The sequence below is a fragment of the Planktothrix agardhii genome (genome assembly GCF_904830935.1).
Taxonomy (GTDB): Bacteria; Cyanobacteriota; Cyanobacteriia; order Cyanobacteriales; family Microcoleaceae; genus Planktothrix; species Planktothrix agardhii.
Genome location: NZ_LR882952.1, coordinates 1,160,199 through 1,186,952, shown reverse-complemented (window position 1 = coordinate 1,186,952; position 26,754 = coordinate 1,160,199). Strand labels below are relative to the sequence as shown.

Sequence of the window (26,754 nt, the reverse complement as noted above, 5' to 3'; positions counted from 1 at the left end):
GGAAATTTATCAACATAAACCAATAAATGATAATGATTAAGATTTAGGGCTTTCTCCTATATTTCTAAGTTTGAGAAGATTAAGCCCTAAAGGGCTTACTACAGGTGGAGAGGCGAGAAAAGATTAAGGATAAATTTTCGTTTGGGGCTGCATTCCCTACACCATAACAGGCTCGTTTTCGCCAAGCAATAATAGGTAAATGTCCTAGCGGTGCATTTAGGGTAAAATTTAGTTCTTCATAATAAAGCCAACTTTCTCCCCGGCACCAACCCACTTGATCACAAAATTTTGGATAATCTCCTTCTAAATCATAGAAAATTTGCCATTGACTTGTTAAACTAAATAATCCCTGACTATAATATTCCCATAGCCAGTTGATGGTGTTTAAATCCGCACAGGGAAACTGTTCAATATCTTCTGGTCTTAACCATTTTTCGGCTTCTCTTTCGACAATATATAAAATCAATTCCCAGGTATATTCATCGGCGGTTTTCCAATCTCCATTGGCTAATAATTCGCTGAGTGAACTGTAGTCTATGCTAACTTCTGATTGGGGAAAATCTGGATAAGATGGCGGATTTATATTGACTAATAATTCAGGGTTAATGGTTTCTAAATAATGTAATATCTCTGTCAACAAATTCTCTAAATTTTGTCTTTCTAAGGTAGCTTGTTGTAGTTGATTTTCCAAGGATTCTAACCGGGGTAAAAGGTCGGCAACGGTCAATCTTTTTTTTGATTTAGAAATAGTTTTATATTTAGAAATATCGACGGTTTGGAGACGTTTCCAAGTTTGTTTTGCCCAGTCTAAAGATTTTTGATCCTGTTTTAAATTTTCTGGTATAGATAGATGGATTTGTAAATCCCATCCACAGACTACACAGGTTTCTGGAATAGGTTTTTGATAGTCAAAGTCACAGACTGGGCATTGAAAGCGCATGAAAATTGGAAAATAGTGATATTACGGCGAATCGATGTTCGGGAAATCAACAAAATCAATTTGTGATTACTGGACGGGGGGGTTCCCAGATCCGGTGTTCCCTCTCTCAACTAGGTAATTTATTTTGTGCAACTACTTAAATTAATAGTTAACCATAACGGTCAATCTTAAATAAAAATAGGGTTGCCCCTGCAATTAATAATACAGGCATTAGCCAATCCCCCCAACGGACATAAAGGGTTTGGGTCTGATCACGATAGATTGTATCAGCATAGAGTTGATATATATTCTGATTTGAAATCCACTGAGTCCTCCCATGGGGGTCAATAAAGCCCGAATATCCTGTATTTGTAGCCCGTATTGTCCAACGATGATTTTCAATGGCTCGCATCACATCTAAGGCATGATGTTGAGCTAAAATTGTATAGGAATAGTAAGCATCATTAGAAGCCGTAATCAGAAATTCTCCCCCCTGGGCAGTTTGGCGTCTGAAATGTTCTGCAAAGGCTGAATCATAACAAATTCCCACCGTAGCTTGACCGAAAGCAGTCTGGAATTGTTGATTGGGTTTACCATGAATTAATGTTGCTTCTAATGGCGATAATCTGCTAATAAATTTGCCTAAAATTTCACTAAAGGGGATAAATTCCCCTAAAGGAACTAAATTAGCTTTATCATATTGACCGATAATATTTCCTTCCCCATCCATGGAAAATAAACTATTAGTATATCCATTTTCTTTCAAGGCAAAACTTCCCACAATAGCCGGAACTTTTTGCTTTAAAACCGCTTGATAAAAAGAACTATTTTGTCTCTGATTCGAGTCAGTCCAGAAAAAAGGTAGGGCCGTTTCTGGAGTCACTACAAAATCTACTCCTTGATTAGCTAAAGTAATATATCCGGTTGTATAGCCATTTAGGGCTTGTAAAAATCCTGAATAATTTAATTTAACTTCATTGGCAATATTTCCTTGAATAATTCCCACTTTTAACGCCTGGTCTGGATTTTTTTGTAAAGGAATGCTATATAAAATCAATCCCAATCCATGGGCAAAAATCAAAAATAATACCGCTAAAATTAATAATAAATAGGAGTTTTGATCTTGAGTCTGAGAATAACTTTGATCTCGATTTAAGATTAATCCTTCTGCAATTAACCCATTTACAATTAATAAAGTGGCGGTAATAGTTGTGGGGCCAGAGATTTGACCTAAGTGTAAAATAATCAGATTTCCAAAACTTTGGGTATAGGACAAAGAAGACCACCATAAAGCAGTGGAACTCCATAAATATTCTAAACCACACCATAAAACTGTGGCAATTAAAACTCGGCTTAATCCTAGGGAAATCTTAGAGAATCTTTGAGCAAATTGAGCCGATAAAATTACAAATAATCCCGTCCAAATTATTACTAAAGCAGTCCCCCAAAGGGTGAGAAAACTCCAACAAAATATAGTAATCGCTAAACTCGCTAACCAGGGAACTCCTAACCAAGTCATCGGATGAATTCCCGTAATCCAAAATAAGGCGGTTCCGTAATAGCCGATTCCCCAAACTAAAGCTAATATTAAAGTAATTTTAAATCTCGCAAAACTTCCCCCACTTAACAAGGGGGGGTTAGGGGGGGTAAAATTCGATAAAACATTAACCCATAAAGGAACTAAGGCCACCCAAGCTAATCCCCAAAGTCCCCAAGGTTCGGCAGCTACCCCCATTAAAACCCCTGCTATTCCTGTTAATAATAAAGGCTGAATTAGTTCTCGTTTGTTCATAAATAATGACAAAATCCGGGATTAATTTAAACTATAGATATCTTTAGATTGACCGAAAGCAAACTTGAGAGAAAGGCGAATAGTTTTATTAGAAAAGGTAGCAAAACTAATTAAAGCAATTAAAGCTAAACCCGCATCTAAAGCAAACATAACTGAATAACCCAACTGTTCGGCAAAGATGCCAAAAATAGGGCCAGCCAGGGCAATTCCCAGATCAAATCCAGTTAAACATAAGGAGAAAAATTGACCCCGTTGTTCAGGTAAACATCGATCAGTAATTAAAGTAATCATCATCGGAAGCACAACCCCGGCCCCCATTCCTTCGAGTAATGCAGCCAATAAAATAATATTACTGTGCATAGTTTGGGAGAGGAGTAACATCGCTAAAAAATAACAGATTAATCCCCCAGTAATAAACAAACCTCGACCATAACGGTCAGAAGCTCGACCCGTAGGAATACGGATTAAAAAACTAGCGATCGCGGCGGTACTATAAAATAATCCGGCATTAAAATCTAACCCCGATTCTTTCACCGCCAAAGGTAAAAATGTGACTAATGTTCCAAAAATTAAACCCACCATTAATAGCACAAATGCTGGAATTCGTAGGGGGGGACTCCATAAGGTTTTGAAAAACCATAACCCCTTTTCTAAGAGAGAAGTGGAATCGGCTTTTGTTGTCGGTTTATTGTGTTGGGGTTCCCAAACTTGGCAAATTCCTAAAAATGCTAAAAACGCAAACCCACTACTGGACAAAAAGATCGGGTCATACCCCACCATCGCTTGCATTTCCCCCCCCACCGCCGGGCCAATTGCCATCCCAATCGGAGCCACTAAACTCATATATCCAATCACTTCTCCCCGACGTTCAACGGGTGCTATATCGGCAACTAAGGCACTGTAACCGATGGTAAATGCCGCCACACTGATCCCATGAAAGGCTCGTAAACTCAGTAGTGATGGAATCGACTCAGCAAACAGATATCCCAAAGGAGCCATCGTCCCCACTATTGTTCCGATTAATAAGACTAATTTGCGACTTTTGCGATCGGCTAGGGGGCCAAACCAAAATCGAGACGGCAATAAACCCAAGGCAAAAGCCCCCATTACCCAGCCAATTTGTTGTGTCGTTCCGCCAAGAGATTCAATATATAATGGTAGGGTTGGTAATAGTGTGGTGATACTTGTCCAGAAACATAAACCTGCAATAAATAAAGCCAGCAAACTGCGTTGACATTTGGGTTCAAACCTGCGAAAAGCGTTCAAAATACCTATTCCTTAATATTAATATTAACAATTTGTTGATTAAACCAGATAGCCGCCAAACCATTATCCAATTCAGTTAATTGTTCTAAAGTTTGCTCCAAAAGAATAATCGGTAAACCCGAAAGAGCCATGGAATATTCTATCTGTTCATATTTGCCATGATCTCCTAAACAAAAGGCAATCACCTGTTTTCCTTCTTGATAAAATAACTTAACTCGTTCTAAACTCGGATGATCTCGATAGGCTAAATAATCATCCCAGGTTGCAGTCTGCCATTTTGAACTTGTAGAATTGAGTAATACTGTAACCAAAGATAAACTAATCATAGAAAGAAAAATTTAAAAAATTCAGAAATGAGATCAAGATAACGGGAGAAACAAAAAAACATTGCTGTTAATTATAGCACATTATTTTCAATTTTAGAGAGATCATAAAAAACAATAAACCCTATTTTTAAAACTTCGTTTATTATACCTCAAAACTGAACTTACTCATCTTTCTTCGTGTCTTTGTGTCTTTGTGGTTTCTTCAAAATCCAAAAATCAATATTTTCAGTTTATGTGATAATATAGAATTAAAATAAAAACCCTGTTTCTATGCCTCAATATTTCGGACAGTTACACGGCCTAGAACCAAATTGGTCAAAAATTGAAGCGGTGCAAAGTGTAGAAATAGGCGATCACTATTTTCTCTTTAACTGCGGAAATGTCTATGTTAAAATTAGTATATTATCCAATAATTTAATTAGAATTCGTTATTCCCCTTCTGGTAATTTTTTTCCCCGTCGTTCTTGGGCAATTAATTTAGATGATAGTGAATGGCAACCTACTCCCTTTCAAACTCACCAAACCGAACAAACTACAGAAATTATTACCGAAAAAATTAGAATATCCGTTCAACATCACCCTTGCCGAATTGAATGTTATGATCTGCAAAATCAACCCTTTGCTACCGATACAGAATTAGGGTTTAGATGGCAACAAGAATTAACAGTTATTGATAAAAAAATAGAACCAGAAGAACATTTTTATGGCTTTGGAGAACGCACCGGATTTTTAGATAAAACTGGAGAAATTAAAACCAATTGGACGGAGAATTGTCGCAAGTATGACGCTTTAACTGATGCCATGTATCAAGCTATTCCTGTATTTATAGCTTTACGACCTGAGTTAAGTTATGGCATTTTTTTAAATAGTACCCATTGGAGTCGCTTCGATATTGGTGTTAAAAAACCTGGGATTTTGCAGATGGAAACCCACGCCCCAGAATTAGATTATTATATTATTTATGGCCCCAAACCGGAGCAAATTCTTAATACTTATACCCAACTAACCGGACGAATGCCCTTACCTCCCCGTTGGGCGTTAGGTTATCATCAATGTCGTTGGAGTTATGAGTCAGAAACCGTTGTTAAAGAACTAACAAAACAATTTAGAACCCGCAAACTTCCCTGTGATGTGATTCATTTAGATATTGATTATATGCAGGGATATCGAGTCTTTACCTGGAGTGAAAAACGGTTTCCAAATCCAGAGAATTTGATTCAATATTTATCTGAAAATGGCTTTAAAACCGTGACCATTATTGACCCAGGAGTTAAATATGAACCCGAAGCAAATTATACTATTTTTGATCAAGGATTAAAACAGAATTATTTTATTAGAAAACCCAACGGAGAACTATTTCATGGTTATGTTTGGCCAGATAAAGCTGTTTTTCCCGATTTTTTAAATCCCCAAGTCCAAAAATGGTGGGGAGAATGCCATCAAACCTTAACAAATATTGGTATTGCGGGCATTTGGAATGATATGAATGAACCCGCCATTGATGACCGTCCTTTGGGGGATAAAGGAACTAAAATTACCTTTCCTTTAGATAGTTTACAGGGGCCAACAGAAGAAAAAACAACCCACGCCGAAGCCCATAATTTATATGGGTTAATGATGGCAAAATCCAGTGCCCAAGGGCTGTTAAAATTGCGACCAAAACAGCGATCTTTTGTCTTAACTCGGTCGGGTTATGCGGGTATTCAACGCTGGTCATCGGTGTGGATGGGGGATAACCATTCGATTTGGGAACATTTAGAAATGTCTCTCCCAATGTTATGTAATATGGGCTTATCTGGGGTAGCATTTGTAGGTTCTGATATTGGGGGTTTTGGGGGAAATGCTACACCGGAATTATTCGCCCGTTGGATGCAATTGGGAATATTATATCCGTTGATGCGAGGTCATTCCGCTTTATCGACTTCCCAACATGAACCATGGGTATTTGGAGAACGAGTTGAACACATTTGTCGAGAGTATTTAGAATTACGCTATCGTCTTTTACCCTATCTTTATAGCTTATTTTGGGAAGCGACACAAACAGGAAACCCAATTCTTCGTCCCCTATTTTATCACTATCCTAATGATACCAAAACCTATACTTTATCCGATCAAGTTTTATTGGGTTCTGCGATTTTAGCCGCCCCAATTTATCGTCCAGGGATAGAATGTCGGGCGGTGTATTTACCCGCCGGAATCTGGTATGATTGGTGGACAGAAAAACCCTATTCTGGATCACAATATATTTTAGCAGATGCCCCTTTAGAACGGATGCCTTTGTATGTGAAAGCGGGTTCTATTATTCCTTTACAACCTGTGATGCAATATGTGGATGAAAAACCGATTGATTGTTTAACTTTTAAGGTATTTCCTGGGACTGGAGAGGGAATTTTATATGAAGATGATGGTAGTTCTTTTGAGTATATTCAGGGAATTTATTCAACAACAAAATATCAAGTTTATCAAGAAAATCAAGAATTAATTATTGAAATTGAACCCCGTCAAGGACAATGGACTCCTCCTAACCGGGAGATAATTATTGATGTGGTGGGAGTGGGAGAACAGCGTTTTCAAGATGACGGTCGGGGGAAAATATTAAGGTTTAGTTTTATTAAGGATCAGAATCCTTAGCGTTAATAACTATATTTCATAAGTACCTAAACAAAATTAATTACACATCCTCTACCCTGTTCCCTCCCCCCCTAGCCCCCCGTGCACGGGGGGTTTGGGGGGGCTGTTCCCTCTCTCAACTAGGTAATTTATTTTGTGCAACTACTTATGAGAGCATCAATCTAAACTAATTTGAGAACCCCAAATGTTTTGTGGAAGGAAAGATCGATCTTGAGAAATAGAAGCAACGGGTTCTGTTAGGGTAAAACTACCAGATTCAATCCATTTTTTTAACTCTTGTGCAACTTCACGAGAACGGGAAATACTTGCTAGGGGGGCGGTTTTGATGGTTTTGCCTTCTATAGAAATTTTACCTTTTTTTAGTTGACCATAATTTACTAAACCAAAGGTAGGACGGACTCGCCGAGGAATTGCAAAATCAATTACAGGCGCCACAATATCTTGATCGGAAACGGCACAACGAGCAATTACATCTTGATTCAAAACTGGTAACGGAATTCCTACTCCTAACATTAATGAGGAGCCGTAATTTTTGAAATAACAACCCCGTACCCAATAGGGACTCATTTGTTTCGCATCTCCAATTAATGCTAAGGTCGCTGCCGGGCCGATGGGAGTACGATTTTCTAACCGTTTTTGCAGGGGAAAATGTTGGGTTCCTTCCCAAGTAATATAGCCAATTCCTCCTCCGATAAAAATTTTAGTCCCAATGCCAATCAGTTGTAAATCAGGATCATTTAGCAAAGGGTTTAAGGCGCCAGGATTAGAATAAACCGCATTGCCTAAATAGGGTTGTAGGGGGCCAAGATAAGTATATAGAGGGTGCTCGCCTCCATTTACCCCAACAATAAAATTTTGATAGAGATTGCGAGGATTAAATAAATAAAATTGGTTAATCGTATCTCGGGTGATGGTGGTTTCAAAGGAGTTCCGAGGATAACAGTCAGAAACCACGCCGGAGGCTTTCAGATGAATCGGTTTTCCGGCAATTAAATCTTCAATAACGTGACCTCCACCGCGTTCTCGGGTTTCGTCCGCGTCTTCGATCATTTGTGCCGCACCCAAATATAAATCTACCGCCCCAAAGCCACTATAGGCCAGAACCCCATCTAACCAACAGGTTCTAATATTAATCGGGGGATCGGTATGACCTAAGTTAATCACAGCACCCGAACCTTCCATCGGTTCAAAAGTTCCGGTCGTAATCACATCCACCTGTTCAGCAATTTGGGCAATATTGTCGGGGGTAACTCGGGCTTTGAGTTCTTCTACTGTCCAAACAACGGCACGATTTTGAATGATTTTATCATTAATTTCAGAAATAGTTTTCATTTTAAATCTTTTGGATAAGACCAATTAACCAGGATAAATTTAGCCCCAAATTAACCAGATCTAAAACTCCTACAGCACCTTAGATCGCAATAAGGCAATCGGTAATGAAATCATTTTACGAACTTTAGGAACATAAGCCCGTTTACTAAATACATCATAGTGATTGCGTTCAATCGCATCTAAAATTTGTCGATATAAAATTAACGCCGTCCAAACAGGCCCGCGAATATCCTGATTTAAAACACTAATTCCTCTTTCCGCTTCAACATAGAATTTCCGCGCCCTCTGAATTTCAAAGCGCATTAATCCTCGCCAACGCTCATCCACAATCCCCTGGAATAAATCCGCTTCTGTATAGTTAAATAAAGCTAAATCATCTAGGGGTAAATAAATTCGGCCCCGTCGCGCATCTTCCCCCACATCCCGCAGAATATTGGTGAGTTGATTGGCAATTCCTAAAGCGATCGCCTCTTGATCAGGAATTATAATTTCTGGGTTAGGATTCCAAGGGGTAACAATAGGAGGTTCTATACCCATCACCGCCGTTGACATTAACCCCACCGTCCCCGCCACCCGATAACAATAGAGTTCTAACTCCTGAAACGTCTGATAGCGGTTGCGGTATAAATCCATCCGTTGACCCGCAATCATATCTTTAAAGGGTTGAATATCCAACGGGAAACGATGGAGGGTATCCACCAAAGCCACATCTACATCATCCCTCGGATGTCCGGCAAACAATGCCTCTAGGTGTTCTTCCCAACGATCTAAGGTTTCCTCCGTCGTCGTCGCTGCCATTGGCCCATCGACTAACTCATCAGTTCGACGACACCAAACATAGATAGCCCAGATAGCTCGACGCTTGGCCGATGGCATCAATTGAGTCCCTAAATAAAACGTTTTGGCATACTCCGCAGTAACCTGACGGCAGAGTTCATAGGAGTCTTCCAAAGATGCCAGAGTTCTCATGCACGGAGTTTTAGAAAGTTGTAGCATTCGTTATTCTGCTGACCGACAGTGGATAAGCTAGGAAGGGATAGAAGTTGGGGAAGCAACATTAATATCGGGAGTCGCTAAAGCCGGAAAACGATTAGAAGTGAGATCTTCTTGAATCGCCTGTGCAGTTAGCTTACCAGAAAGCACAGCCCCTTCCATACTGGCGAGATAACGCTGCATCGTGTAGTCTCCACTCAGATAGAAATTAGGGATCGGCGTTCTTTGGGAGGGACGATGGGCCTGCCTTCCCGGGGTTGCTTTATAAACCGAACGGGGGGTTTTCACGACGTGGGATTTTAGCAATTTGGCTTTATGGGGAATTTCCTCGGGAAACAGTGTTTCCAACTCTGCCATCGTCGCTGCCACGATTTCCTGATCCGATTTACTAATCCAATCCTTTGCCGGAGCCAATACCAATTCCAACATAGAACGGTCAGGATGGGAATACTCTTTACAGGTATTACTCATATCCGCATAGACGCTGAGTAGGGGAGAACGGGAAAACAGCAAATGGTCAACATTTGTTAACTTACGATCGAACCACAAATGCACGTTAATTACTGGAACCCCTTCTAAGCCCTCTAGCTGTTTGAAATAGTCCATTTGTTGCCAAGGTTGGGGTAACATCACCTTCAGGGGGTCAACGGGCATGGCACAAACGTAGAGATCGGCCGTTAAAACTTCGTCGGCGGTATCATCTAACCCGCGAATTAAGAATCCGGTAACGCTTCCATCTGGGTTGAGTAAGAATTCTTTAATTGGAGCATTCAAACGCACTTCTCCCCCCCGTTCGGTGATGTAATCAACCAAAGGTTGACACAGACGTTCCGTGGGAGAACCATCTAAAAATGCCATTTTAGAGCCGTTCTTTTCTTGAAGAAAACGGTTTAGGGCAGTTAAAATTACCGTGGAGGAGATTTCATCGGGATTGATAAAATTCAGGGCTTTAGACATAGCAATAAACACTTCTTTCTCAACCCTGGGCGGAACATTCTGGAGTTTCAGCCATTCGGAGAAAGAATATTTATCCATTTCTTCGACATATTTTTGACCCTGGAGTATGGCGGGAATTAATCCTAAACCAAACCGGATTTTTTCCGACCAGGTCAACATATCATTATTACGGAGAATAGCAACCATCCCGTTAATCGGGGCGGGAAGATCAGGAAAATCAAACCGAGAATAGGTTCCAGGTTTCTCCGGTTGGTTGAAGATCATGGAATGTTCTTTCCATTGCAGCCGATCTTCAATGTCCAATTCTTTGAATAACTGCAACACATTCGGATAGGCGCCGAAGAAAATATGTAATCCGGTTTCGTACCAGTCGCCGTCTTCATCTTTCCAGGCTGCGACTTTCCCCCCCAAAACGTCCCGTCGTTCTAATACTATGGGAGTGTGACCAAGATCGGTGAGATACTTGGCACAAGCCAGTCCCGCTAAACCTGCTCCAGCGATCGCAACTCGCATCAATAACCCTTGGTAAATGTTTTCTTAATGTTTTTTCTGATTATACGTTACATCTTGTTACATTCAAACCAAACCAGATCAAAAATTCTGCGAGGAGGTCTGGGAGGAAGGTGTCAGTAACGATAGGGGGACGGTAAGATTAATGTTGATGATGTTTGACAAAATTAGAAAAATTTTGGTCTTCTGTGAGTTTAGTCGGATTTCCAAGGATTAATAATTGTCAGACCACAGCCTTCAAAATCAGAAACATTTCGAGTCGCAAGAGTCGCTTGGTGAGTATAACAAATGCTGGCTATTTGAGCATCAGCTTGGGAGATGGGTTTACCCATTCGTCTTCTTTCGGTGGCAATTCTAGCAAAAGCAATTGCTGCTGTTTCATCAAACGCTAAAATCCGCCCGGCAAAGTCTTCAACAAACATCAATTCAGCCGATTTACTAAGTTCTGTTTGGCGTTTTCCAGAGGGTAACAAAGCAATCCCATAAAGAATCTCAGCTTGAGTAATGGTTGTGGTAAAAAGATTGGTTATGGGTTGTGCTGCGACCCATTGACGAACCACTAACGAGCCTTGGGAGTGCATCACTTCGGACACTACATTCGTATCAAGGACGATCATATAAATCTTCAAAGTTAGGAGGTTCGCGTAAGGGTTCCCTCGTAATCATTGGAAGTTCAAAATCGCCAAAATGGGCAAATCGTCGTTCAATTGCTAAGACAAGATTTAAGGGTTCGAGACGGTTTTCTGTCAAGACAGCACGGAGAATTTCTTTAGCTTCTTCTTCGAGGGAACGACCATAATATTCGGCTCGCTTTTGCAGGCGATTTTTTAGGTCATCATCAACGTTTTGAATTGTGATATTTGTCATAGTTAATTTAATTATCAAAACTATATTAATTATAACTTTGCGATACTTAATCATCAAGGCTGGGTAATAATTGCCAAACCTTCAAGGTATCGTCAAAACTCCCACTCACTAAAGTATGATTTATAGGGTTAAAAGCCACATTTACCCAAGCTCGATGTCCTTTAAAGGTTCCAACTAATCCGCCATTATCTACTTGCCAGAGTTTCACTGTTCCCGCAAAATCCCCACTGGCGAGGGTTTGACCATCGGGACTAAAGGCAACGGACTGCACCTTATCCCCATGACCCAGAAGAATTTGCGCCGGGGTACTACTAAAATATTGAGATTCTAACTCGTTTAAATCCCATAACTTAATCGAATGATCCCAACTGCCCGTGGCCAAGTTTTGACCATCGGGACTGATCGCCACCGACCAAATCGCTTCAGAATGGGCCTTAAATGTCCGCAATAACTGTCCCGTGTGCCAGTTCCAAAGATCCACAATCCCGTTACTTCCGCCACTAACCAGGGTTTGATTATCGGGACTGAAAGCTAGGGACTGTACCTCTGTCCCATACCCTGGTAAGGTTTTTAGGGTTTTTCCGGTGGATATATCCCATAGCCGAATTGTTTGGTCACGACCCACACTCGCTACCTGCTTGCCATCGGGACTAATGGCAACGGCATAAACCCATCCTTGATGACCGTAGAGCATTTTTTTCTGACGCCCACTCCACAAATCCCAAACTAAAATCGTTTTATCACCGCTTCCACTCACTAAAGTCCGGCCATCGCCACTGATAGCTAAGGTTCCTACGGGTTGAAAATGTCCCAATAGGGTATTAATTAATCCTCCGGTTTCCGCATCAATAATCTGAATTGACCCATCGGTATTCCCGTACACCACAAATTGACCATCGGGACTGACGGCTACTGACCACACCGGGCCAATATTCTGTACTAACGTCCGCATCGCTGGGGGTGATTGGGGAATAATTGGGTTAAAATTCTCCGGGGGGGGAACTGAAATATCGGGAATCTGATAAATGGGTTCTATTTCTATGGGTTCAGAGTTTGGTTGGGGAACTCGTGAACTCAGGAATAGGGACAACATCGCCAAAACTGCACCCCCTAAAGCGGTTAATATCCATGGATGTTGACGAATTTGGGAGAGTTTGACCAGAATTGGCCCGGATTTTAAATCTTGGATGACATCCGCTGCCGAAGTATAGCGTTGAGCGGGGTCACGTTCAATTAGTCGATTCAGAATTCGGGTGAGGCGGTGACTAATGGGGGTTTTTAGATAATCCTTCCATACCCAAGCATTTGTTTTAATATTCCATAAATCAAAGGGACTGATTTGAGTTAGCAGATGCAAGCAAGTCACCCCTAAACTATAAAGATCATTTTTAGGACTAATTTCTCCTTGCAGTTGTTCGGGGGAAACATATTCGGCCGAACCTTGCAGGGGATTTACTCCAGCAAAATCAACTAAAACCAGTTGTTTTTTAGTCGGGGAATTCGGATTTAAAATTGGACGACGAATAATATTTTCTGGTTTAATATCCCCATGGACTCTATTTTTATTATGAATTAATTCCAGAATCGGCAGAATTGCATTCAATAAATCCCAAATTTGCAATTCCGAAAACACACCCTCCTGTTCGAGTTCTTCGGCTAAATTGCGTCCGGGGATATAATCTTGTACGAGATAACTATAGCTGTGGTCTTCAAAGCAGGCTAATAATTCAGGAAGGGCCGGATGCTGACTAATCTGGTCTAGGGTTTGGGTATACAGACGAAACTCGACACTCGCCTGGGGGATAGATAGGGGAGCATCCAGACATTGTTTAATCACACAGCGCGGTTGAGTCGGTTTGTCCTCATCAATGGCTAAAAAGGTTCGGTGACAATGACTTTGACCCAAAACTCGCATCACACGATAGCGGTTTTTGAGGCGCAGTTCTGACCCACAACCCTGACAGGTAATGGCGTGAGTCGGGTTCTGGGGGTTCTGACATTGGGGGTTGATGCAGTAACTCATAACCAGAATTTGTTAATATATTCTTCTATAATAAGTCTTTACTCAAACTTTAGGTTAATTCAGTCATCAGTCATCAGTTATCAGTCATCAGTTGTTAGTTTATTGCCCAAAACCCATTACCCAAAACCCAAAACCCAAAACCCATTACCCATTACCTATTATTTAACATGACTTTAATTCGTATTGTTCCCTCTTGGGAAATTTCTGAAAATCAAATAACACCCGAGTCTGTTTTTATGAATCGTCGTCGGTTTATGAAAAACTTAATTGGGGCAGGATTAACTGCATCAGCTTTATCTTTAGTGGGTTGTCAAGCAACTTCAAAAACACAAAATAATTCAGTGCAGGGGATTTCTGATTTCAAAACTAATCCCAATTTTGCCAAAGTCAATCGTCCCATTACAGCAGAAGATTTAGCAACAAAACATAATAATTTTTATGAGTATGGCGGAACTAAGTCTATTTGGCAAGCCGCCCAAGCCTTACCGTTAGAAGATTGGAAAGTTGAGGTTTCAGGATTAGTTAAAAATCCGACAACATATACTTTAGATGATCTTCAAAAACAATTCCCCTTAGAAGAACGAATTTATCGGTTTCGTTGTGTTGAAGCCTGGGCGATGGTTGTGCCTTGGTTGGGGTTTCCAATGCGGGCATTAATGGCGGCGGTTGAACCTAATTCCGAGGCTAAATTTGTCCGGTTTACCTCTTTTTATGATCCTAAAATTACCACTGGGCCAGGATTTTGGGCTAATGGTTATCCTTGGCCTTATACAGAGGGATTACGGATTGAGGAAATGGCAAATGATTTAGCCTTTTTTGCCGTAGGAATGTATGGGAAAACTCTCCCTAAACAAAATGGCGCTCCTTTACGGATGGTGATCCCTTGGAAATATGGGTTTAAGGGGGCAAAATCCATTGTTAAAATTGAATTTTTAAATCAACAACCCGCAACTTTTTGGAATACTTTAGGCCCGGATGAATATGGTTTCGAGGCGAATGTTAATCCAAATAAACCCCATCCCCGTTGGTCACAAGCTACGGAAAGAATTGTTAGCAGTAAGCCTAGTTTTTCTTGGGAAAAACAGCCAACTTTACCCTATAATGGTTATGGTGAATATGTTGCTAGTCTTTATTCTTGATAAGTAGTTAACCGAAGTTAATTACATAACTAGCAAGTAATTATTTATACTAAAAAAACACTTTAAATCTCAAAAATCCGTGATATTATTGAAAGAAATGAATCTCGAAATGTTAAAACTTTTAAACAGAATTTAAGTTGCTCAAGCCAATTTCCTCAAGTCAGAAAGCGGTTAATTAATCCTTAACTATGCCATAGGAAAATCTTTTCAAATTGGCGATGTGTCAACTGGCCTCGTAGGCGATCGCGAAACTATGATATGATGCACTCGCTTTGTTGATTCTGTCCATAAAAGACAGATCACCATGTTTAGTGATGGTGTTAGGATTCAAGCCTCGGATTGTCCGGCAATGACCGACGACATCTTAGAATCCCTTTTTGGTGTGGCTGTGGGAGTGTCAAACCTTGACCCAAATTCAATTGTCAATTAAGGTTTTTAGCGTGTCACGAATGGGAAAAACTCTATTTTTGCGTTGGTTAATGCCCGGTTTAGTCAGCTTTTTTATCCTGACCTCTCCCGCCAAAGCAGCCAGTCTGCAATCTTGGCAATTTGAAAGCTCTCAAAACCGCCTCAGCTTTACAACCGATGGGGGGGTACAACCCAAAGCTCAACTGCTCTCCAACCCCACCCGATTAGTCATTGATTTGCCTGGAACCAGTTTAGGGGGTGTCAACCGTCAACAATTAATTGGGGGAGCCATTCGGGAAATTCGAGTGGGTCAAGTCGATAACCAAACTACTCGAATTGTGGTGGAATTGGTTGATGGTTATACTCTCGATCCTCAAGGAGTCCAATTTCGGGGGATTTCCCCGACTCAGTGGACGGTACAACTACCCTCACCTCAAGCTGTCGGCACATCTGCTCCTGCTCCCGTAGCAGCAGCAACCCGTCCTTCCCTACCTTTACCTCAAACCCCGCCCGTCAGACCTGTCGCTCCAGCACCTGCTCGTTTACCGGCTCCACTACCTCAACAGACCGTTAATCGTTCTATTTCCCAGCAGCCTCAAACCACCTTAGCTCAAGTTGAGGTGCGGGATAACGGGATTGTGCTACATACTACGGGCAAAATGGCTGATATTGAATTTAAACAAAGTCAAGATCGAAGTTGGATGACTTTGGATATTCTAGGTGCCACCTTAGCAGCCCGTTCAAACGGAACTGGAAAACAGGTCAACCGAGATGGAGTGACGGTTTCTCAAGTCACCCAACTCTCAAATAACCCCCCAGTCGTTCGGGTCACCATGAGCACCCCAAAACGGAGTCAAAATTGGCAAGCTCGGTCATCGGCTGGAGGGGTAGCGGTTTGGCCCCAGGGAAGCACTCCCCCCGCCGTCCAATTGTCCGGGGGCTTTGCAAAAATTCGTTCCGTTGAAATTCGTAACCAACAACTTCTCATTCAATCCGATCAGCCCCTGAACTATAGTAGTGGTTGGGATAATGAAACTCAGTCCTATAGTATTACGTTTTTCTCCGCAGCCTTGGCTGAAGGTGTTGCCTTACCCCAAAGACAGGTCGGAAGTCCGATTATTTGGACAAGGGTACGTCAGGAAGATCCCCAAACCTTTACCCTATTAATCAAACCGGCAACTCGAATTGAAGTGGGACAAATTAGCCAAGGGAGTCCTCAACAGTTGGCTTTAGCTTTTGTGGGGGAAGGGCTAGGGGTGAGGGCGGGTAACCCTGTTGCTACGGCTCCGGCCCCCACACCTCGACCCTTTCCTCCAAGAACGAATACCAATCCAGCACCCTTTCCGCCTCGTTCTAATCCTCCTCAAACCAATAGAAATCCCTTTCCTTTTCCCCCTACTCAGGTTAACCCCCCCTCTAATAATCCGATTCCAAATGGTCGGGCGGTGGTCATTATTGATCCTGGACATGGGGGCAGTGATCCCGGGGCTGTGGGTGTGGGAGGACTGCAAGAAAAAGATGTGGTATTCTCAATTTCTCAACAGGTGGCGCAGATTTTGCAGCAAAATGGAGTACAGGCGGTGATGACTCGTTTGGATGATCGCACCGTTGAGTTAGAACCCCGGGTGGATATGGCTAATCGCATAAATGCGACCTTATTTGTCAGTATTCACGCCAATGCAGCTACGAATGCTGCTGCTAGTGGGATTGAAACCTATTACTACAGCAGTGGTGCCCGTCTGGCTCAATATGTTCAAAACAGTATAATGGCAAGTTTTTCACAACTGCCGAATCGGGGTATTAAGACCGCTCGTTTTTATGTGCTGCGGAATAGCTCAATGCCTTCGATATTAGTGGAAACGGGATTTGTGACTAATAATTATGATTCCTATATGTTAGGTGATCCGGCCCAACGCAGTCGCATGGCTCAAGCGATTGCCCAAGGGATTCTTCAATATTTAAGGGATAACCGATATTAAATTAAAAGGTTGAAGGTTGACTGTTAATAGTGAACCTTCAACTTTTCAAAGATTAACTTCTCATTTCAATGCTTCCGCACCACCAACTACTTCCAAAAGTTCTTGGGTAATGGAGGCTTGACGGGCTTTGTTGTAGGATAAGGTCAAAGATTTAATTAAATCTCCAGCATTCTCACTCGCATTACTCATCGCAGTCATCCGGGCGGCTAACTCACTGGCGATGGATTCTTGCCAAGCGCGTAACAATTGGTTGGTTAAAAATAAAGGCAATAACGCATCCAAAATTTGGGCGGGATCTTGTTCAAAAATCATATCTCTTGGTAAATCCGTGAGAGTGTTTTTGACTTTCTCCCGTGTGACCTCAAATTGACCATTTTTAGTCGTTAAACGAAAAATCTCATCATCTTGAGGTTCCAACCCTTGAGTATCAAGGGGTAACAGGGTTTGAATGACCGGACGAGAAGCAATTAACGAAACAAATTTCGTATAAATTAACTCAATCCGATCCAATTCACCTGATAAAAATAAATCCAGAAGATTGTCCGCAGAATCCCGTACTTTATCTAAGGCTGGATTTTTTTCGGGATTTTCTACCGTAGCGCGAATAGGAGTATCCCGTCTTTGGAAATATTGAATTGCTTTGCGTCCTACTAATAAATAGGTGCATTCAATACCTTCGGCTTCTAACTCTTTAGCGCGAGTTTCAGCCCTTTTAATCACACTGCTATTATAAGTACCGCACAGGCCACGATTACCAGCAATTACCAGTAATCCTACCTTTTTAACTTCCCGTTGTTTGAGCAGAGGTAAATCTGCTTCTTCAAATTTTAAACGGGATTGTAAACCATAAAGAATTCCGGCTAATCTATCAGCAAAGGGGCGGGATGCCAAGACTTGTTCCTGGGCACGACGCACTTTGGCTGAAGCAACTAGACGCATCGCTTCTGTGATTTTTTTGGTATTTTTAACCGAATCAATGCGATCGCGGATCGCTTTTAAATTTGACATAGTTTTGTCTATAGCAGGGAACAGGGAACGGGGAACAGGTTTCACCAGTCAAGGTTGGCTGCATCAGTCTTTGTCAAACACTTTTCTGGCGACTGCTATATCACCCAACAGTTAAAGAGTCAACAGTGAACAGTATTTTAACTTTTCACTGATCACCCTTAACTCTTTCACTGATAAATGATATCTGTTAGCTGATTAAGCCGAGACTAAAAAGGTTTGTTTGAATTCATTGATCCCTTCTTTCAGCAGACCTTCAGCTTCATCATCAAGGAGTTTTTTGCCTTGAACGATTTCGACATATTTGGGTTTACTATTTTTCAGATATTCCCGCAGTCCGAGGGCAAAGGCAACGATTTTTTCAACGGGAACTTCATCGAGATAACCGTTAATTCCAGCATAAATTACCGCCACCTGTTCAAATAATTGCAGGGGAGAATTTTGGGACTGTTTTAACAGTTCTTGTAGACGTTTGCCCCGTTCCAATTGGTTACGGGTGGCTTGGTCTAAATCGGAGGCAAACTGGGAGAAGGCTGCTAACTCAGCATATTGAGCTAACTCCAACTTTACTTTCCCGGCCACTTTCTTCATGGCTTTGGTTTGGGCTGCTGAACCCACCCGCGATACGGAAATCCCCGCATTCACCGCCGGACGTAAACCGGAGTTGAACAAGTCCGAGGAGAGGAATATCTGACCATCGGTAATCGAAATCACGTTAGTCGGAATGTAAGCCGAAACGTCACCCGCTTGGGTTTCGATGATCGGTAATGCCGTCATACTGCCACTGCCGAGTTCGTCGTTCAGTTTCGCAGCCCGCTCTAATAAACGAGAGTGGAGATAGAACACATCCCCAGGATAGGCTTCCCGTCCGGGGGGACGACGGAGTAACAGGGACATTTGACGGTAGGCTTGGGCCTGTTTAGATAAGTCATCATAGATGACCAGGGTGTGTTTGCCCTTGTACATGAAATACTCGGCGATGGTTGCCCCAGTATAGGGAGCCAGGTATTGCAGGGTAGCGGATTCACTAGCACTAGCAGCTACAACGACGGTATAGGCCATCGCGCCTTTTTCTTCTAGGGTTGCCACCACCTGAGACACCGTAGAGGCTTTCTGACCAATAGCAACATAGACGCAGATCACGTCTTCGCCCTGTTGGTTAATGATGGTGTCAATGGCGATGGAGGTTTTTCCGGTTTGACGGTCACCAATAATTAATTCCCGTTGACCCCGACCGATGGGGATCATGGAGTCAATGGCGGTGATCCCGGTTTGCATGGGTTCGCACACGGAACGACGCTCGATAATCCCAGGGGCTGGGGATTCCAATAAGCGAGTTTCAGTGGTTTTGGGATCGCCTTTACCATCAATTGGACGGGCTAAGGCATCAACAACTCGGCCTAACATGGCGTCCCCAACGGGGATTTGAGCAATTCTTCCGGTGGCGGTGACGGCGGAACCCTCTTGGATCTCCCGACCTTCACCCATTAATACTGCACCGACGTTATCTTCTTCTAGGTTCAGAGCAATACCAATAGTACCATCGGCAAATTCTAACAGTTCCCCAGACATGGCTTTATCTAAGCCATAAATCCGGGCGATACCGTCACCGACTTGCAGAACAGTCCCGACGTTGGTTTCTTTAACATCTTGGTCGTACTGTTCAATTTGCTGCTGAATAATGCTACTAATTTCGTCAGGTCTGATCGCTACCATTGTTCTTGTCAGTAGTTAAAGGTTATAAGTTAAAAAAAGATCCCCGACATGATCATGACGGGTCACAACAATTATTGGGATAATTTCATCCCAATACGGCGTAGTTGTCCGCGCAAACTGGCATCTACTACGCGAGATCCAACTTTAATAATCACACCGCCCAACAGATCCGGATCGACTGTGGTGGCAATTTCTACTTGTCGAGCATTGGTCATAGCCTTGACTTTCTCTGAAAGAGTAGTCAATTGTGCCTCTGTTAACGGATAGACGGAAGTAATCTCTGCCAAAACCGTTTGATTCAGTTTCCGCAGTAACACTAAATACTGTTTAGCAATTTCCTCTAGGAATAAAATCCGTCCTCGATCCACTAACAGCATTAAGAAATTCCGCAATGCGGGATTAACTTCATCAGCCGTGATCCTTTGCAGAATGGCTTTTTTATCCTGGGGTTTCACCACAGGACTTCCTAAAAAGGTTTTTAATTCTGCGGAATTGTCTAGTAATTCTAGTAATGAGCGAATGTCATTACCGAATTCCTCGGTTAAATTTCTTGATTGAGCCACGGACATTAACGCCGAGGCGTAAGGCTCAATAATTTGTCCGGCGATCGCACTCATATTCAACCTCCGAGCAGAGCTAGACTCTGATCAATTAAGCGTTCCTGAACATTGTCATTCAGATGCTGTTTGAGTTGAGATTCTGCCAGTTCAATGGCTTGAGTAGCTATCTGAGAACGCAGTTGAGAGATCACCCGTTCCCGATCTGAATCTAACTCAGCGCTGGCAGTTGCTTTCATGCGTTCCACATCTTCGGTAGCTTTAGCTAGAATTGAATCTCTAACCGTTTTTGCCCGTTCTTCGGCTTCGGTTAAAATCCGTTGGGCGTCGGTTTGGGCTACGGTTAATTTCTGTTGTTGTTCTGCTAGAGACGCTTGCGCTTGTTGTTGACGCTGTTCAGCTTCTTTAATGGCTTCTTCAATGGTAGAGCGTCTTTCATTTAGGATTTTTCCTAAAAAGCCGCGCCCAAAGTAAACCAGCACAACAATCAGAATGCCTAGGTTAATTAGGTTGGTCTCAAGAATATTGGTATTAATACCAATCCCACGGGAGCCAGCTTCTGTGGCTAGTAATAAAACAGTCTCCATGATGTTCTTCTCATAAATGCAAGGCTTAAGTTTTAACCTCCGATGTCGGGTGTTAGAATCTAGCCTAGGCTGTCTTCAAATGGGAATTTTCTCGTAATTTAACAAGCTGATCACAAGTTTGTTTTCAGCTTTAGCGCAGCCAAGATTATCTAACTAACTCAGCCCCTAATAATTTTTCTAAAATTTGGCGACTGAGAGGTTCAACTTGTTGTTCTAAAGCTTGCAGGGCTTGTTGTTTTTCCTGCTCAATTTCTTGAGCCGCTATTTCTCTCAATTTTTGCGCTTCTTGTAAGGCTTCACCAACTTTTCCAGAGGCAATTTTCTGAGCTTCTGCTTGAGCTTTTACAATGATCGCTTGAGCTTTTTTACGAGTTTCTGCTAACTCTAATTCATACTGCAGGGCTAATTTTTCAGCTTTAGCCAGACGTTCTTTGGCGTTGACTTCGTTCTCGCGGATATAATCCGCCCGTTCATCAATCGCCTTTCCTAATGGTTTATAAAAAACCTGGTTCAAAATCACTGCCAGAACTAAGAACTGTACCGCCATTAAAGGCAGGGTTGCATCCAGATCAAAAAGTCCTCCTTCTTTGGCAGCTTCTTCAACCGCAAATAGAATTGTCCCGTGCATTATTGTCCCTTGAATAGTTTCATCAAGATGGATTTTAGACTTAGATTTCAGATGATCTGAAACCTAAAACCTAAAATCCATGTTTTGGATTACTGTTTAGGCGAAGGGGTTGGCAAACAGTAATACCAGAGAAACGACTAAACCATAAATGGTCAGTGCTTCCATGAAGGCTAAACTTAACAGTAAAGTCCCACGAATTTTACCTTCTGCTTCGGGTTGACGAGCAATCCCTTCCACTGCTTGACCAGCAGCAATACCTTGACCAATTCCAGGGCCAATCGCGCCTAAACCAATAGCTAAAGCAGCAGCAACAACGGAAGCAGCAGCAATTAGTGGATTCATGATAATTTTCTTCCTTCTAAATACAAAAGAGTTAACAAACAATCAGTTAGACAAAGTGAAATCAATCCCGATCAGCATTGATAAAATTAGGAGGTTTGAAGAAAATATTTTTCTTCTTTGTCCCGTTACAAATGCCAAATTCGTTAGATGGATTGGGGTTCCCAAAACTTTATTTTACCAATAAAGGGGATTAAGTTTAACCCAACAACACATTTTAGAAAAATCAATCCCTAAAAAAAGAAATTTTAAAGTCTTTGTTTCTTTTCCTAGTCGTGATGTTCTCCGCCATGTCCTTCTAGGGCTTCACCAATATAGTTCGCCGCCAGTGTCGCAAAAATTAGGGCTTGAATGGCACTTAGGAATAAACCCAAAACCATTAGAGGCAGAGGAATAAACAGGGGTACCAGGAATACCAACACGGCGACCACCAGTTCATCCGCCAAAATGTTACCAAACAAACGGAAACTCAGGGAGAGGGGTTTGGTAAAATCTTCAATCACCCGAAATATAGCGAGAAACGCCATCGGTTGGGCGTAATCAGCAAAATAACCCACTAGGCCTTTTTTTCTGATTCCGGCGTAGAAATACGCTAAAGAAGTTAACAGTGCTAATGCCACTGTAGTATTGATATCGCTGGTGGGGGCTGCTAATTCACCTGAAGGCAGTTCGATCACCTTCCAAGGAATTAAAGCACCTGACCAGTTAGAGGCAAAGATGAATAAGAACAGTGTTCCAATGAAGGGAACCCAAGAACGATATTCTTTTTCCCCGATTTGATCTTTAGCTAGGTTGCGAATGAATTCTAGGACGTACTCCATAAAATTCTGCATCCCACTGGGAATTCGCTGCACGTTACTACTGGCCAACACTGAGACGGTAATCAGCAAACCGATTACAAACCACGAAGTCAGAAAAATCTGACCATGCAGTTTTACACCGCCGACTTCCCAATAAAGGTGCTGGCCAACTTCTAAACTAGCGAGAGGGAGAGGATTGAAGGTGTTTAAGACAGTCAGCATTTCCATGTCCGTAGGCTTCCTCTACAGATTGAGGACTGGAGGATTCCGCGTTACTTATTTAGGCTTGGGGGTGAACACTGTGATTAGCACATACAACATGAGAGCTACTTTGTAGGTAAGAAACCCTAAAAAAATCGGTAGAATCTTTAGCTGATGTAATTGAGTGGCTACAATGATTACACCCGCGAGGATCAAGATCCGATTTTGGCTTAGTTTTTTCTTGCCCCTACCTAGTTTTTCTACATCTTTGCCGAGCATTCGCAAGTAGATTATGCCTACTGCCGCCCCAACTAAATAGTTTAGGGCGACATCCAGAGGATAGAAACAGCAAACTGCAACAAAAATTACTCCCGTAGCTGTGATCGTCATCAATAACAACTGGCGTTGCAATTGATCATACTCCAGCATAGAAGTGTCGGGTTCTACAGCAAGTTTAGACCCTGATTCTAGTGTTTCCTCTGCGTTTGTCATAGCTACTTGGACAGGTTCACCAATTTTTAGTTCAGCCACAACTCATTGATCGGAAATCCGAAAGCAACAGTTATAACTTTCTCTAAGTTCACGCACACAGCGTATAACACGCTCTGCAAGCCAAAATGAATCATATCATGTTCTGTTCCCAGAACTTAAAACAAAATTAATGATCGCTGTTGACTAAATTCTAGTAAGCCCTTCAGGGCTTTCTTAACCATCAACCAACAACTCGCCTAATTTTCCAATGCAGCTTGAATATTCTGTTTAAGTGTGGTAATGACATCCTCAATGGCAATTTCCTGGGCATTGTGAGTAGCCCGTTCTACCAGTTCCACTTTACCCGATTTAATCGAACGTCCCGTGACAATCCGATAGGGAATCCCAATCAAATCAGCGTCTTTGAATTTTACCCCGGCTCGTTCATTGCGATCATCGAGGAGGGTTTCAATTCCGGCTTGGTTTAATTCCGTATAGAGTTTTTCGGCAATTTCCACCTGTTGAGCGTCGGTAATATTAGGAATGGCAATAATAACTTGATAGGGTGCGATCGCCACCGGCCAAATTATCCCATCCTTATCATAGGATTGTTCGACGGCCGATTGGGCTAACCGAGATACCCCCACCCCATAACATCCCATGACTAGGGGTAATTCTTCCCCCTGTTCATTGCTAAAGGTTGCTCCCATAGCCTGAGAATATTTAATCCCCAGTTGGAAAATATGACCCACTTCAATACCTCTAGCACTCTGTAAAATTTGTTCAGGGTCATGAACTGCGCGATCGCCTTTTTGAGCTTTTCTGAGATCTACAATAGTTTTAGGTAAGGTAAATTCTTTGCCCCAATTTGCCCCAACAACGTGATATCCTGACTCATCCGCGCCCGTGACAAAATTCTTTAATTCAACGGCAGTTTGATCCACCAGTCTTAAAAACTTAGACTCAAGTTGTTCTTTACTGGTAATATAAACATCTTCTAACTTAGGAGAAATATAGCCTAAAGGCAAAGGTTTTGTTCTCCATTTTTCCTGAGCTTCTTCATCAGGAACCGTTAAAGATAATATAGTTTTTGCGCCAAATTCCGGGGCTAATTTTGTTAATTCATTTTGTAATTTAACTTCATTAACCTCCTGATCGCCCCGAATACTAATTAAAACTAAAACCGTTGTGCCATTATCATAAACTACTTGATACAGAACATTTTTAACAATTTGTGTCGGAGAACAGTTCAAGAATTTAGCTAAAGTGGCAATAGTGTTCGTATTCGGAGTTTCTAACTTTTGATATTCGGTAAAGCTAGAAGGTTCAGCATCAACCGGATGGGATGTAGCTTTTTCCGTATTAGCCGCATATTTGCCATCTTCAGTATAGAGAACTTCATCTTCTCCCGCTTCTGCTAATACCATAAACTCTTGAGAACCTGATCCCCCAATAGCTCCAGAATCAGCTTCTACGGCTCGATATTGTAACCCACAACGGGTTAACATATTACGATAGGCTTGATCCATATCTCGATAGGTTTTCTTCAAACTTTCTTCATCGCTATGGAAAGAATAACCATCTTTCATAATAAATTCCCGACCCCGCATTAACCCAAACCGAGGCCGAATTTCATCTCTAAATTTTGTTTGAATTTGATATAAATGAATCGGTAATTGTTGATGGGAACGGATCATATCTTTAGCAATAGTTGTAATTACCTCCTCATGGGTTGGCCCTAATGCTAATTCTCGCTTCCGGCGGTCAGTTAGGGAAAACATAATTCCCTCAGCTTTGGTATAGGTATCCCAGCGCCCCGACTCGCGCCAAAGTTCGGCGGGTTGGACTTGGGGAAGTAGACATTCTTGGGCTCCGGTGGCGTTCATTTCTTCTCGGACAATTTGAGATATTTTTTGCAAAACTCTCCACATCAGGGGAAGATAAGCATAAATTCCACTCCCAATGCGGCGAATATATCCCGCCCGGACTAATAGTTTATGACTGGGAATTTCCGCTTCTTTGGGATCTTCGCGTAGGGTAACAAATAGCATTTTAGAGAGTCGCATTGTTATGTTTCCTAAAATTAAAGACTAATTTATTATTATCGCAGAATAGGGTTAAATTAGTATAATCTAATTTAAGGAACCACAAAGGCACTAAGACACTAAGAAATTAGAATGATCATTGCTGTGCTTAAAAACCTAGAAAACTAATTAATCCATCTTTGTTTTCTATACCTTATGGATTTTATTATTCTTTAATTTCTCCTAATTAGTTTTAGGCGGAAATACTTTAGATAAATCTAAGGTTGAATCGGGAAAATAAGGTAAGTTTACAGACTGATTAGGTAAATAAATCAGTTTACGAAGATAACCAAACTCGCCTTGTAATTTTTGATAGGGAAAGTCTGGTTCGGGCTCACTATTAGGCAGTAATAGAATAGGAGATTGACATTGTAAAGTTGCCTTTTCTCTGATTAAATGACTAAATTCTCGTAATAATTTTCTTAGACAAGTTTCGTGCATTCTTCCTTTTGCTGCCATTTCAATGATTTCTCCGCGAATGAGTTCAACTCGATCATTTTCTTGAAAAAAGCCTAATTCAGTTAGGCGATGATAGTCTTCGATGGTAAATTTTTTAACAGTTGCGATCGCCATAATTTTAAAGGTCAATAATTTCTGGGTTTAATGTTATTATTTGTTATTCCTGATTAATTTATTGTGGGCGGAAATACTTTAGATAAATCTAAAGTTAAATCAGGAAAGCAGGGTAAGGTGACAGACTGAGTAGGTAAATAAATCAGTTTACGAAGATAACCAAACTCGCCTTGTGATTTTTGATAGGGTTGACAATAACATTCTAAACAAAAATCGACTAAATTAAAGATCCAATAATTGGTAATATTATTCTCAGCATAAACCGATAATTTTGTAGTTTGATCATAGTCTAAAGATGAATCAGAAATTTCAATCAAGAGTAGAATATCTTCTGTATGGGGATGACCGTTTAAATAGTCATCCTCTCGGTTTTTAACAATCACTCGATCGGGTTCCGGTTCACTATAAGATGATAAAATAATAGGTTGTTGTCCTCTTAGGGTTGCCCGTTCTCCAATGAGTTTGTATAGTTCTCTTTCTAAGCGAGTTTCACAAACAGAGTGGGAAGTTTCTTTTGCTGCCATTTCAATGATTTCTCCGCGAATGAGTTCAACTCGATCATTTTCTTGAAAAAAGCCTAATTCAGTTAGGCGATGATAGTCTTCGATGGTAAATTTTTTAACAGTTGCGATCGCCATAATTTTAAATATT

24 protein-coding genes are annotated in these 26,754 nt (G+C 41.6%); 3 read left to right on the top strand and 21 right to left on the bottom strand.

The window, feature by feature from the left end; genetic code table 11:
* Positions 1 to 79: 79 nt before the first annotated feature.
* The 4 genes from NMG88_RS05535 to NMG88_RS05520 form a co-directional block, all read right to left on the bottom strand.
* Complete coding sequence (locus NMG88_RS05535; protein ID WP_042152510.1) at positions 80 to 940, bottom strand: GUN4 domain-containing protein; 861 nt, start codon at positions 938 to 940, stop codon at positions 80 to 82.
* 148 nt (positions 941 to 1,088) lie between these two features.
* Positions 1,089 to 2,711 (bottom strand): apolipoprotein N-acyltransferase, encoded by a 1,623-nt coding sequence (gene lnt, locus NMG88_RS05530; protein WP_254035194.1) that lies wholly within the window; start codon positions 2,709 to 2,711, stop codon positions 1,089 to 1,091.
* 21 nt (positions 2,712 to 2,732) lie between these two features.
* The gene (locus tag NMG88_RS05525; RefSeq protein ID WP_227366167.1) at positions 2,733 to 3,977 is read right to left on the bottom strand and encodes an MFS transporter; all 1,245 of its coding nucleotides are present in this window, start codon (positions 3,975 to 3,977) and stop codon (positions 2,733 to 2,735) included.
* Positions 3,978 to 3,982: 5 nt separating this feature from the next.
* On the bottom strand, positions 3,983 to 4,303 hold the full coding sequence (locus NMG88_RS05520) for a hypothetical protein (protein WP_042152502.1): 321 nt from the start codon (positions 4,301 to 4,303) through the stop codon (positions 3,983 to 3,985).
* A 270-nt stretch (positions 4,304 to 4,573) separates the two neighbouring features.
* Between NMG88_RS05520 and NMG88_RS05515 the strand changes: the two genes are divergently transcribed.
* Positions 4,574 to 6,934, top strand: coding sequence for a glycoside hydrolase family 31 protein (locus NMG88_RS05515; RefSeq protein ID WP_254035193.1), 2,361 nt, complete (start codon positions 4,574 to 4,576; stop codon positions 6,932 to 6,934).
* Between the two features lie 156 nt (positions 6,935 to 7,090).
* Here NMG88_RS05515 and NMG88_RS05510 read toward each other — a convergent pair whose 3' ends face one another.
* From NMG88_RS05510 to NMG88_RS05485, 6 genes are all read right to left on the bottom strand, one after another.
* Positions 7,091 to 8,266: a homocysteine biosynthesis protein gene (locus NMG88_RS05510; RefSeq protein ID WP_026797918.1), complete on the bottom strand. Its 1,176-nt coding sequence runs from the start codon at positions 8,264 to 8,266 to the stop codon at positions 7,091 to 7,093.
* A gap of 69 nt (positions 8,267 to 8,335) precedes the next feature.
* Positions 8,336 to 9,262: a 15-cis-phytoene synthase CrtB gene (gene crtB / locus NMG88_RS05505; protein ID WP_026797917.1), complete on the bottom strand. Its 927-nt coding sequence runs from the start codon at positions 9,260 to 9,262 to the stop codon at positions 8,336 to 8,338.
* 30 nt (positions 9,263 to 9,292) lie between these two features.
* The gene (pds, locus tag NMG88_RS05500) at positions 9,293 to 10,729 is read right to left on the bottom strand and encodes a 15-cis-phytoene desaturase (RefSeq protein ID WP_042152496.1); all 1,437 of its coding nucleotides are present in this window, start codon (positions 10,727 to 10,729) and stop codon (positions 9,293 to 9,295) included.
* Between the two features lie 191 nt (positions 10,730 to 10,920).
* Positions 10,921 to 11,343, bottom strand: a complete 423-nt coding sequence (locus NMG88_RS05495; RefSeq protein WP_042152493.1) for a type II toxin-antitoxin system VapC family toxin — start codon at positions 11,341 to 11,343, stop codon at positions 10,921 to 10,923.
* A complete protein-coding gene (locus tag NMG88_RS05490) occupies positions 11,330 to 11,593 on the bottom strand; it encodes a FitA-like ribbon-helix-helix domain-containing protein (protein WP_042157152.1) in 264 nt (87 codons plus the stop codon). The genes NMG88_RS05495 and NMG88_RS05490 overlap by 14 nt, the downstream gene beginning before the upstream one ends.
* A gap of 46 nt (positions 11,594 to 11,639) precedes the next feature.
* On the bottom strand, positions 11,640 to 13,616 hold the full coding sequence (locus tag NMG88_RS05485; protein ID WP_254035192.1) for a serine/threonine-protein kinase: 1,977 nt from the start codon (positions 13,614 to 13,616) through the stop codon (positions 11,640 to 11,642).
* A gap of 167 nt (positions 13,617 to 13,783) precedes the next feature.
* Here NMG88_RS05485 and msrP point away from each other — a divergent pair, with 167 nt between their 5' ends.
* Positions 13,784 to 14,755: a protein-methionine-sulfoxide reductase catalytic subunit MsrP gene (gene msrP, locus NMG88_RS05480; RefSeq protein WP_042152487.1), complete on the top strand. Its 972-nt coding sequence runs from the start codon at positions 13,784 to 13,786 to the stop codon at positions 14,753 to 14,755.
* A gap of 404 nt (positions 14,756 to 15,159) precedes the next feature.
* Positions 15,160 to 17,142, top strand: coding sequence for an N-acetylmuramoyl-L-alanine amidase (locus NMG88_RS05475; protein ID WP_227373478.1), 1,983 nt, complete (start codon positions 15,160 to 15,162; stop codon positions 17,140 to 17,142).
* A 60-nt stretch (positions 17,143 to 17,202) separates the two neighbouring features.
* On the opposite strand, the gene NMG88_RS05470 is transcribed toward NMG88_RS05475, so the two are convergent.
* The 11 genes from NMG88_RS05470 to NMG88_RS05420 all read right to left on the bottom strand — a co-directional run bounded on the left by NMG88_RS05470 (position 17,203) and on the right by NMG88_RS05420 (position 26,741).
* A complete protein-coding gene (locus NMG88_RS05470; protein ID WP_026786414.1) occupies positions 17,203 to 18,150 on the bottom strand; it encodes a F0F1 ATP synthase subunit gamma in 948 nt (315 codons plus the stop codon).
* Positions 18,151 to 18,345: 195 nt separating this feature from the next.
* Entirely contained in the window at positions 18,346 to 19,863 is a 1,518-nt protein-coding gene (gene atpA, locus NMG88_RS05465) for a F0F1 ATP synthase subunit alpha (RefSeq protein ID WP_042152484.1), read from the bottom strand.
* Between the two features lie 71 nt (positions 19,864 to 19,934).
* Entirely contained in the window at positions 19,935 to 20,480 is a 546-nt protein-coding gene (gene atpH / locus NMG88_RS05460) for an ATP synthase F1 subunit delta (protein WP_026794196.1), read from the bottom strand.
* Between the two features lie 2 nt (positions 20,481 to 20,482).
* Positions 20,483 to 21,007, bottom strand: a complete 525-nt coding sequence (locus tag NMG88_RS05455) for a F0F1 ATP synthase subunit B (RefSeq protein ID WP_042152480.1) — start codon at positions 21,005 to 21,007, stop codon at positions 20,483 to 20,485.
* 145 nt (positions 21,008 to 21,152) lie between these two features.
* A complete protein-coding gene (locus tag NMG88_RS05450; RefSeq protein ID WP_254035806.1) occupies positions 21,153 to 21,638 on the bottom strand; it encodes a F0F1 ATP synthase subunit B' in 486 nt (161 codons plus the stop codon).
* Positions 21,639 to 21,731: 93 nt separating this feature from the next.
* Positions 21,732 to 21,977 carry an ATP synthase F0 subunit C gene (gene atpE, locus NMG88_RS05445; RefSeq protein ID WP_026786419.1) on the bottom strand — a complete coding sequence of 82 codons (246 nt, stop codon included), beginning with the start codon at positions 21,975 to 21,977 and terminating at the stop codon, positions 21,732 to 21,734.
* Positions 21,978 to 22,243: 266 nt separating this feature from the next.
* Positions 22,244 to 23,002 (bottom strand): F0F1 ATP synthase subunit A, encoded by a 759-nt coding sequence (atpB, locus tag NMG88_RS05440; protein WP_026786421.1) that lies wholly within the window; start codon positions 23,000 to 23,002, stop codon positions 22,244 to 22,246.
* 48 nt (positions 23,003 to 23,050) lie between these two features.
* On the bottom strand, positions 23,051 to 23,506 hold the full coding sequence (locus NMG88_RS05435; protein WP_227350224.1) for an ATP synthase subunit I: 456 nt from the start codon (positions 23,504 to 23,506) through the stop codon (positions 23,051 to 23,053).
* Between the two features lie 197 nt (positions 23,507 to 23,703).
* Positions 23,704 to 25,512, bottom strand: a complete 1,809-nt coding sequence (locus NMG88_RS05430) for a proline--tRNA ligase (RefSeq protein WP_254035191.1) — start codon at positions 25,510 to 25,512, stop codon at positions 23,704 to 23,706.
* A 201-nt stretch (positions 25,513 to 25,713) separates the two neighbouring features.
* On the bottom strand, positions 25,714 to 26,103 hold the full coding sequence (locus NMG88_RS05425) for a Uma2 family endonuclease (RefSeq protein WP_254035190.1): 390 nt from the start codon (positions 26,101 to 26,103) through the stop codon (positions 25,714 to 25,716).
* Positions 26,104 to 26,156: 53 nt separating this feature from the next.
* On the bottom strand, positions 26,157 to 26,741 hold the full coding sequence (locus NMG88_RS05420; protein ID WP_254035189.1) for a Uma2 family endonuclease: 585 nt from the start codon (positions 26,739 to 26,741) through the stop codon (positions 26,157 to 26,159).
* Positions 26,742 to 26,754: the final 13 nt, after the last annotated feature.

Coding starts and splice junctions, on each gene's coding strand:
- NMG88_RS05535 (WP_042152510.1), bottom strand. CDS start 940: ATGCGCTTTCAATGCCCAGTCTGTGACTTTGACTATCAAAAACCTATT.
- lnt (WP_254035194.1), bottom strand. CDS start 2,711: ATGAACAAACGAGAACTAATTCAGCCTTTATTATTAACAGGAATAGCA.
- NMG88_RS05520 (WP_042152502.1), bottom strand. CDS start 4,303: ATGATTAGTTTATCTTTGGTTACAGTATTACTCAATTCTACAAGTTCA.
- NMG88_RS05515 (WP_254035193.1), top strand. CDS start 4,574: ATGCCTCAATATTTCGGACAGTTACACGGCCTAGAACCAAATTGGTCA.
- NMG88_RS05510 (WP_026797918.1), bottom strand. CDS start 8,266: ATGAAAACTATTTCTGAAATTAATGATAAAATCATTCAAAATCGTGCC.
- crtB (WP_026797917.1), bottom strand. CDS start 9,262: ATGCTACAACTTTCTAAAACTCCGTGCATGAGAACTCTGGCATCTTTG.
- pds (WP_042152496.1), bottom strand. CDS start 10,729: ATGCGAGTTGCGATCGCTGGAGCAGGTTTAGCGGGACTGGCTTGTGCC.
- NMG88_RS05495 (WP_042152493.1), bottom strand. CDS start 11,343: ATGATCGTCCTTGATACGAATGTAGTGTCCGAAGTGATGCACTCCCAA.
- NMG88_RS05490 (WP_042157152.1), bottom strand. CDS start 11,593: ATGACAAATATCACAATTCAAAACGTTGATGATGACCTAAAAAATCGC.
- NMG88_RS05485 (WP_254035192.1), bottom strand. CDS start 13,616: ATGAGTTACTGCATCAACCCCCAATGTCAGAACCCCCAGAACCCGACT.
- msrP (WP_042152487.1), top strand. CDS start 13,784: ATGACTTTAATTCGTATTGTTCCCTCTTGGGAAATTTCTGAAAATCAA.
- NMG88_RS05470 (WP_026786414.1), bottom strand. CDS start 18,150: ATGTCAAATTTAAAAGCGATCCGCGATCGCATTGATTCGGTTAAAAAT.
- atpA (WP_042152484.1), bottom strand. CDS start 19,863: ATGGTAGCGATCAGACCTGACGAAATTAGTAGCATTATTCAGCAGCAA.
- atpH (WP_026794196.1), bottom strand. CDS start 20,480: ATGAGTGCGATCGCCGGACAAATTATTGAGCCTTACGCCTCGGCGTTA.
- NMG88_RS05455 (WP_042152480.1), bottom strand. CDS start 21,007: ATGGAGACTGTTTTATTACTAGCCACAGAAGCTGGCTCCCGTGGGATT.
- atpE (WP_026786419.1), bottom strand. CDS start 21,977: ATGAATCCACTAATTGCTGCTGCTTCCGTTGTTGCTGCTGCTTTAGCT.
- atpB (WP_026786421.1), bottom strand. CDS start 23,002: ATGGAAATGCTGACTGTCTTAAACACCTTCAATCCTCTCCCTCTCGCT.
- NMG88_RS05430 (WP_254035191.1), bottom strand. CDS start 25,512: ATGCGACTCTCTAAAATGCTATTTGTTACCCTACGCGAAGATCCCAAA.
- NMG88_RS05425 (WP_254035190.1), bottom strand. CDS start 26,103: ATGGCGATCGCAACTGTTAAAAAATTTACCATCGAAGACTATCATCGC.
- NMG88_RS05420 (WP_254035189.1), bottom strand. CDS start 26,741: ATGGCGATCGCAACTGTTAAAAAATTTACCATCGAAGACTATCATCGC.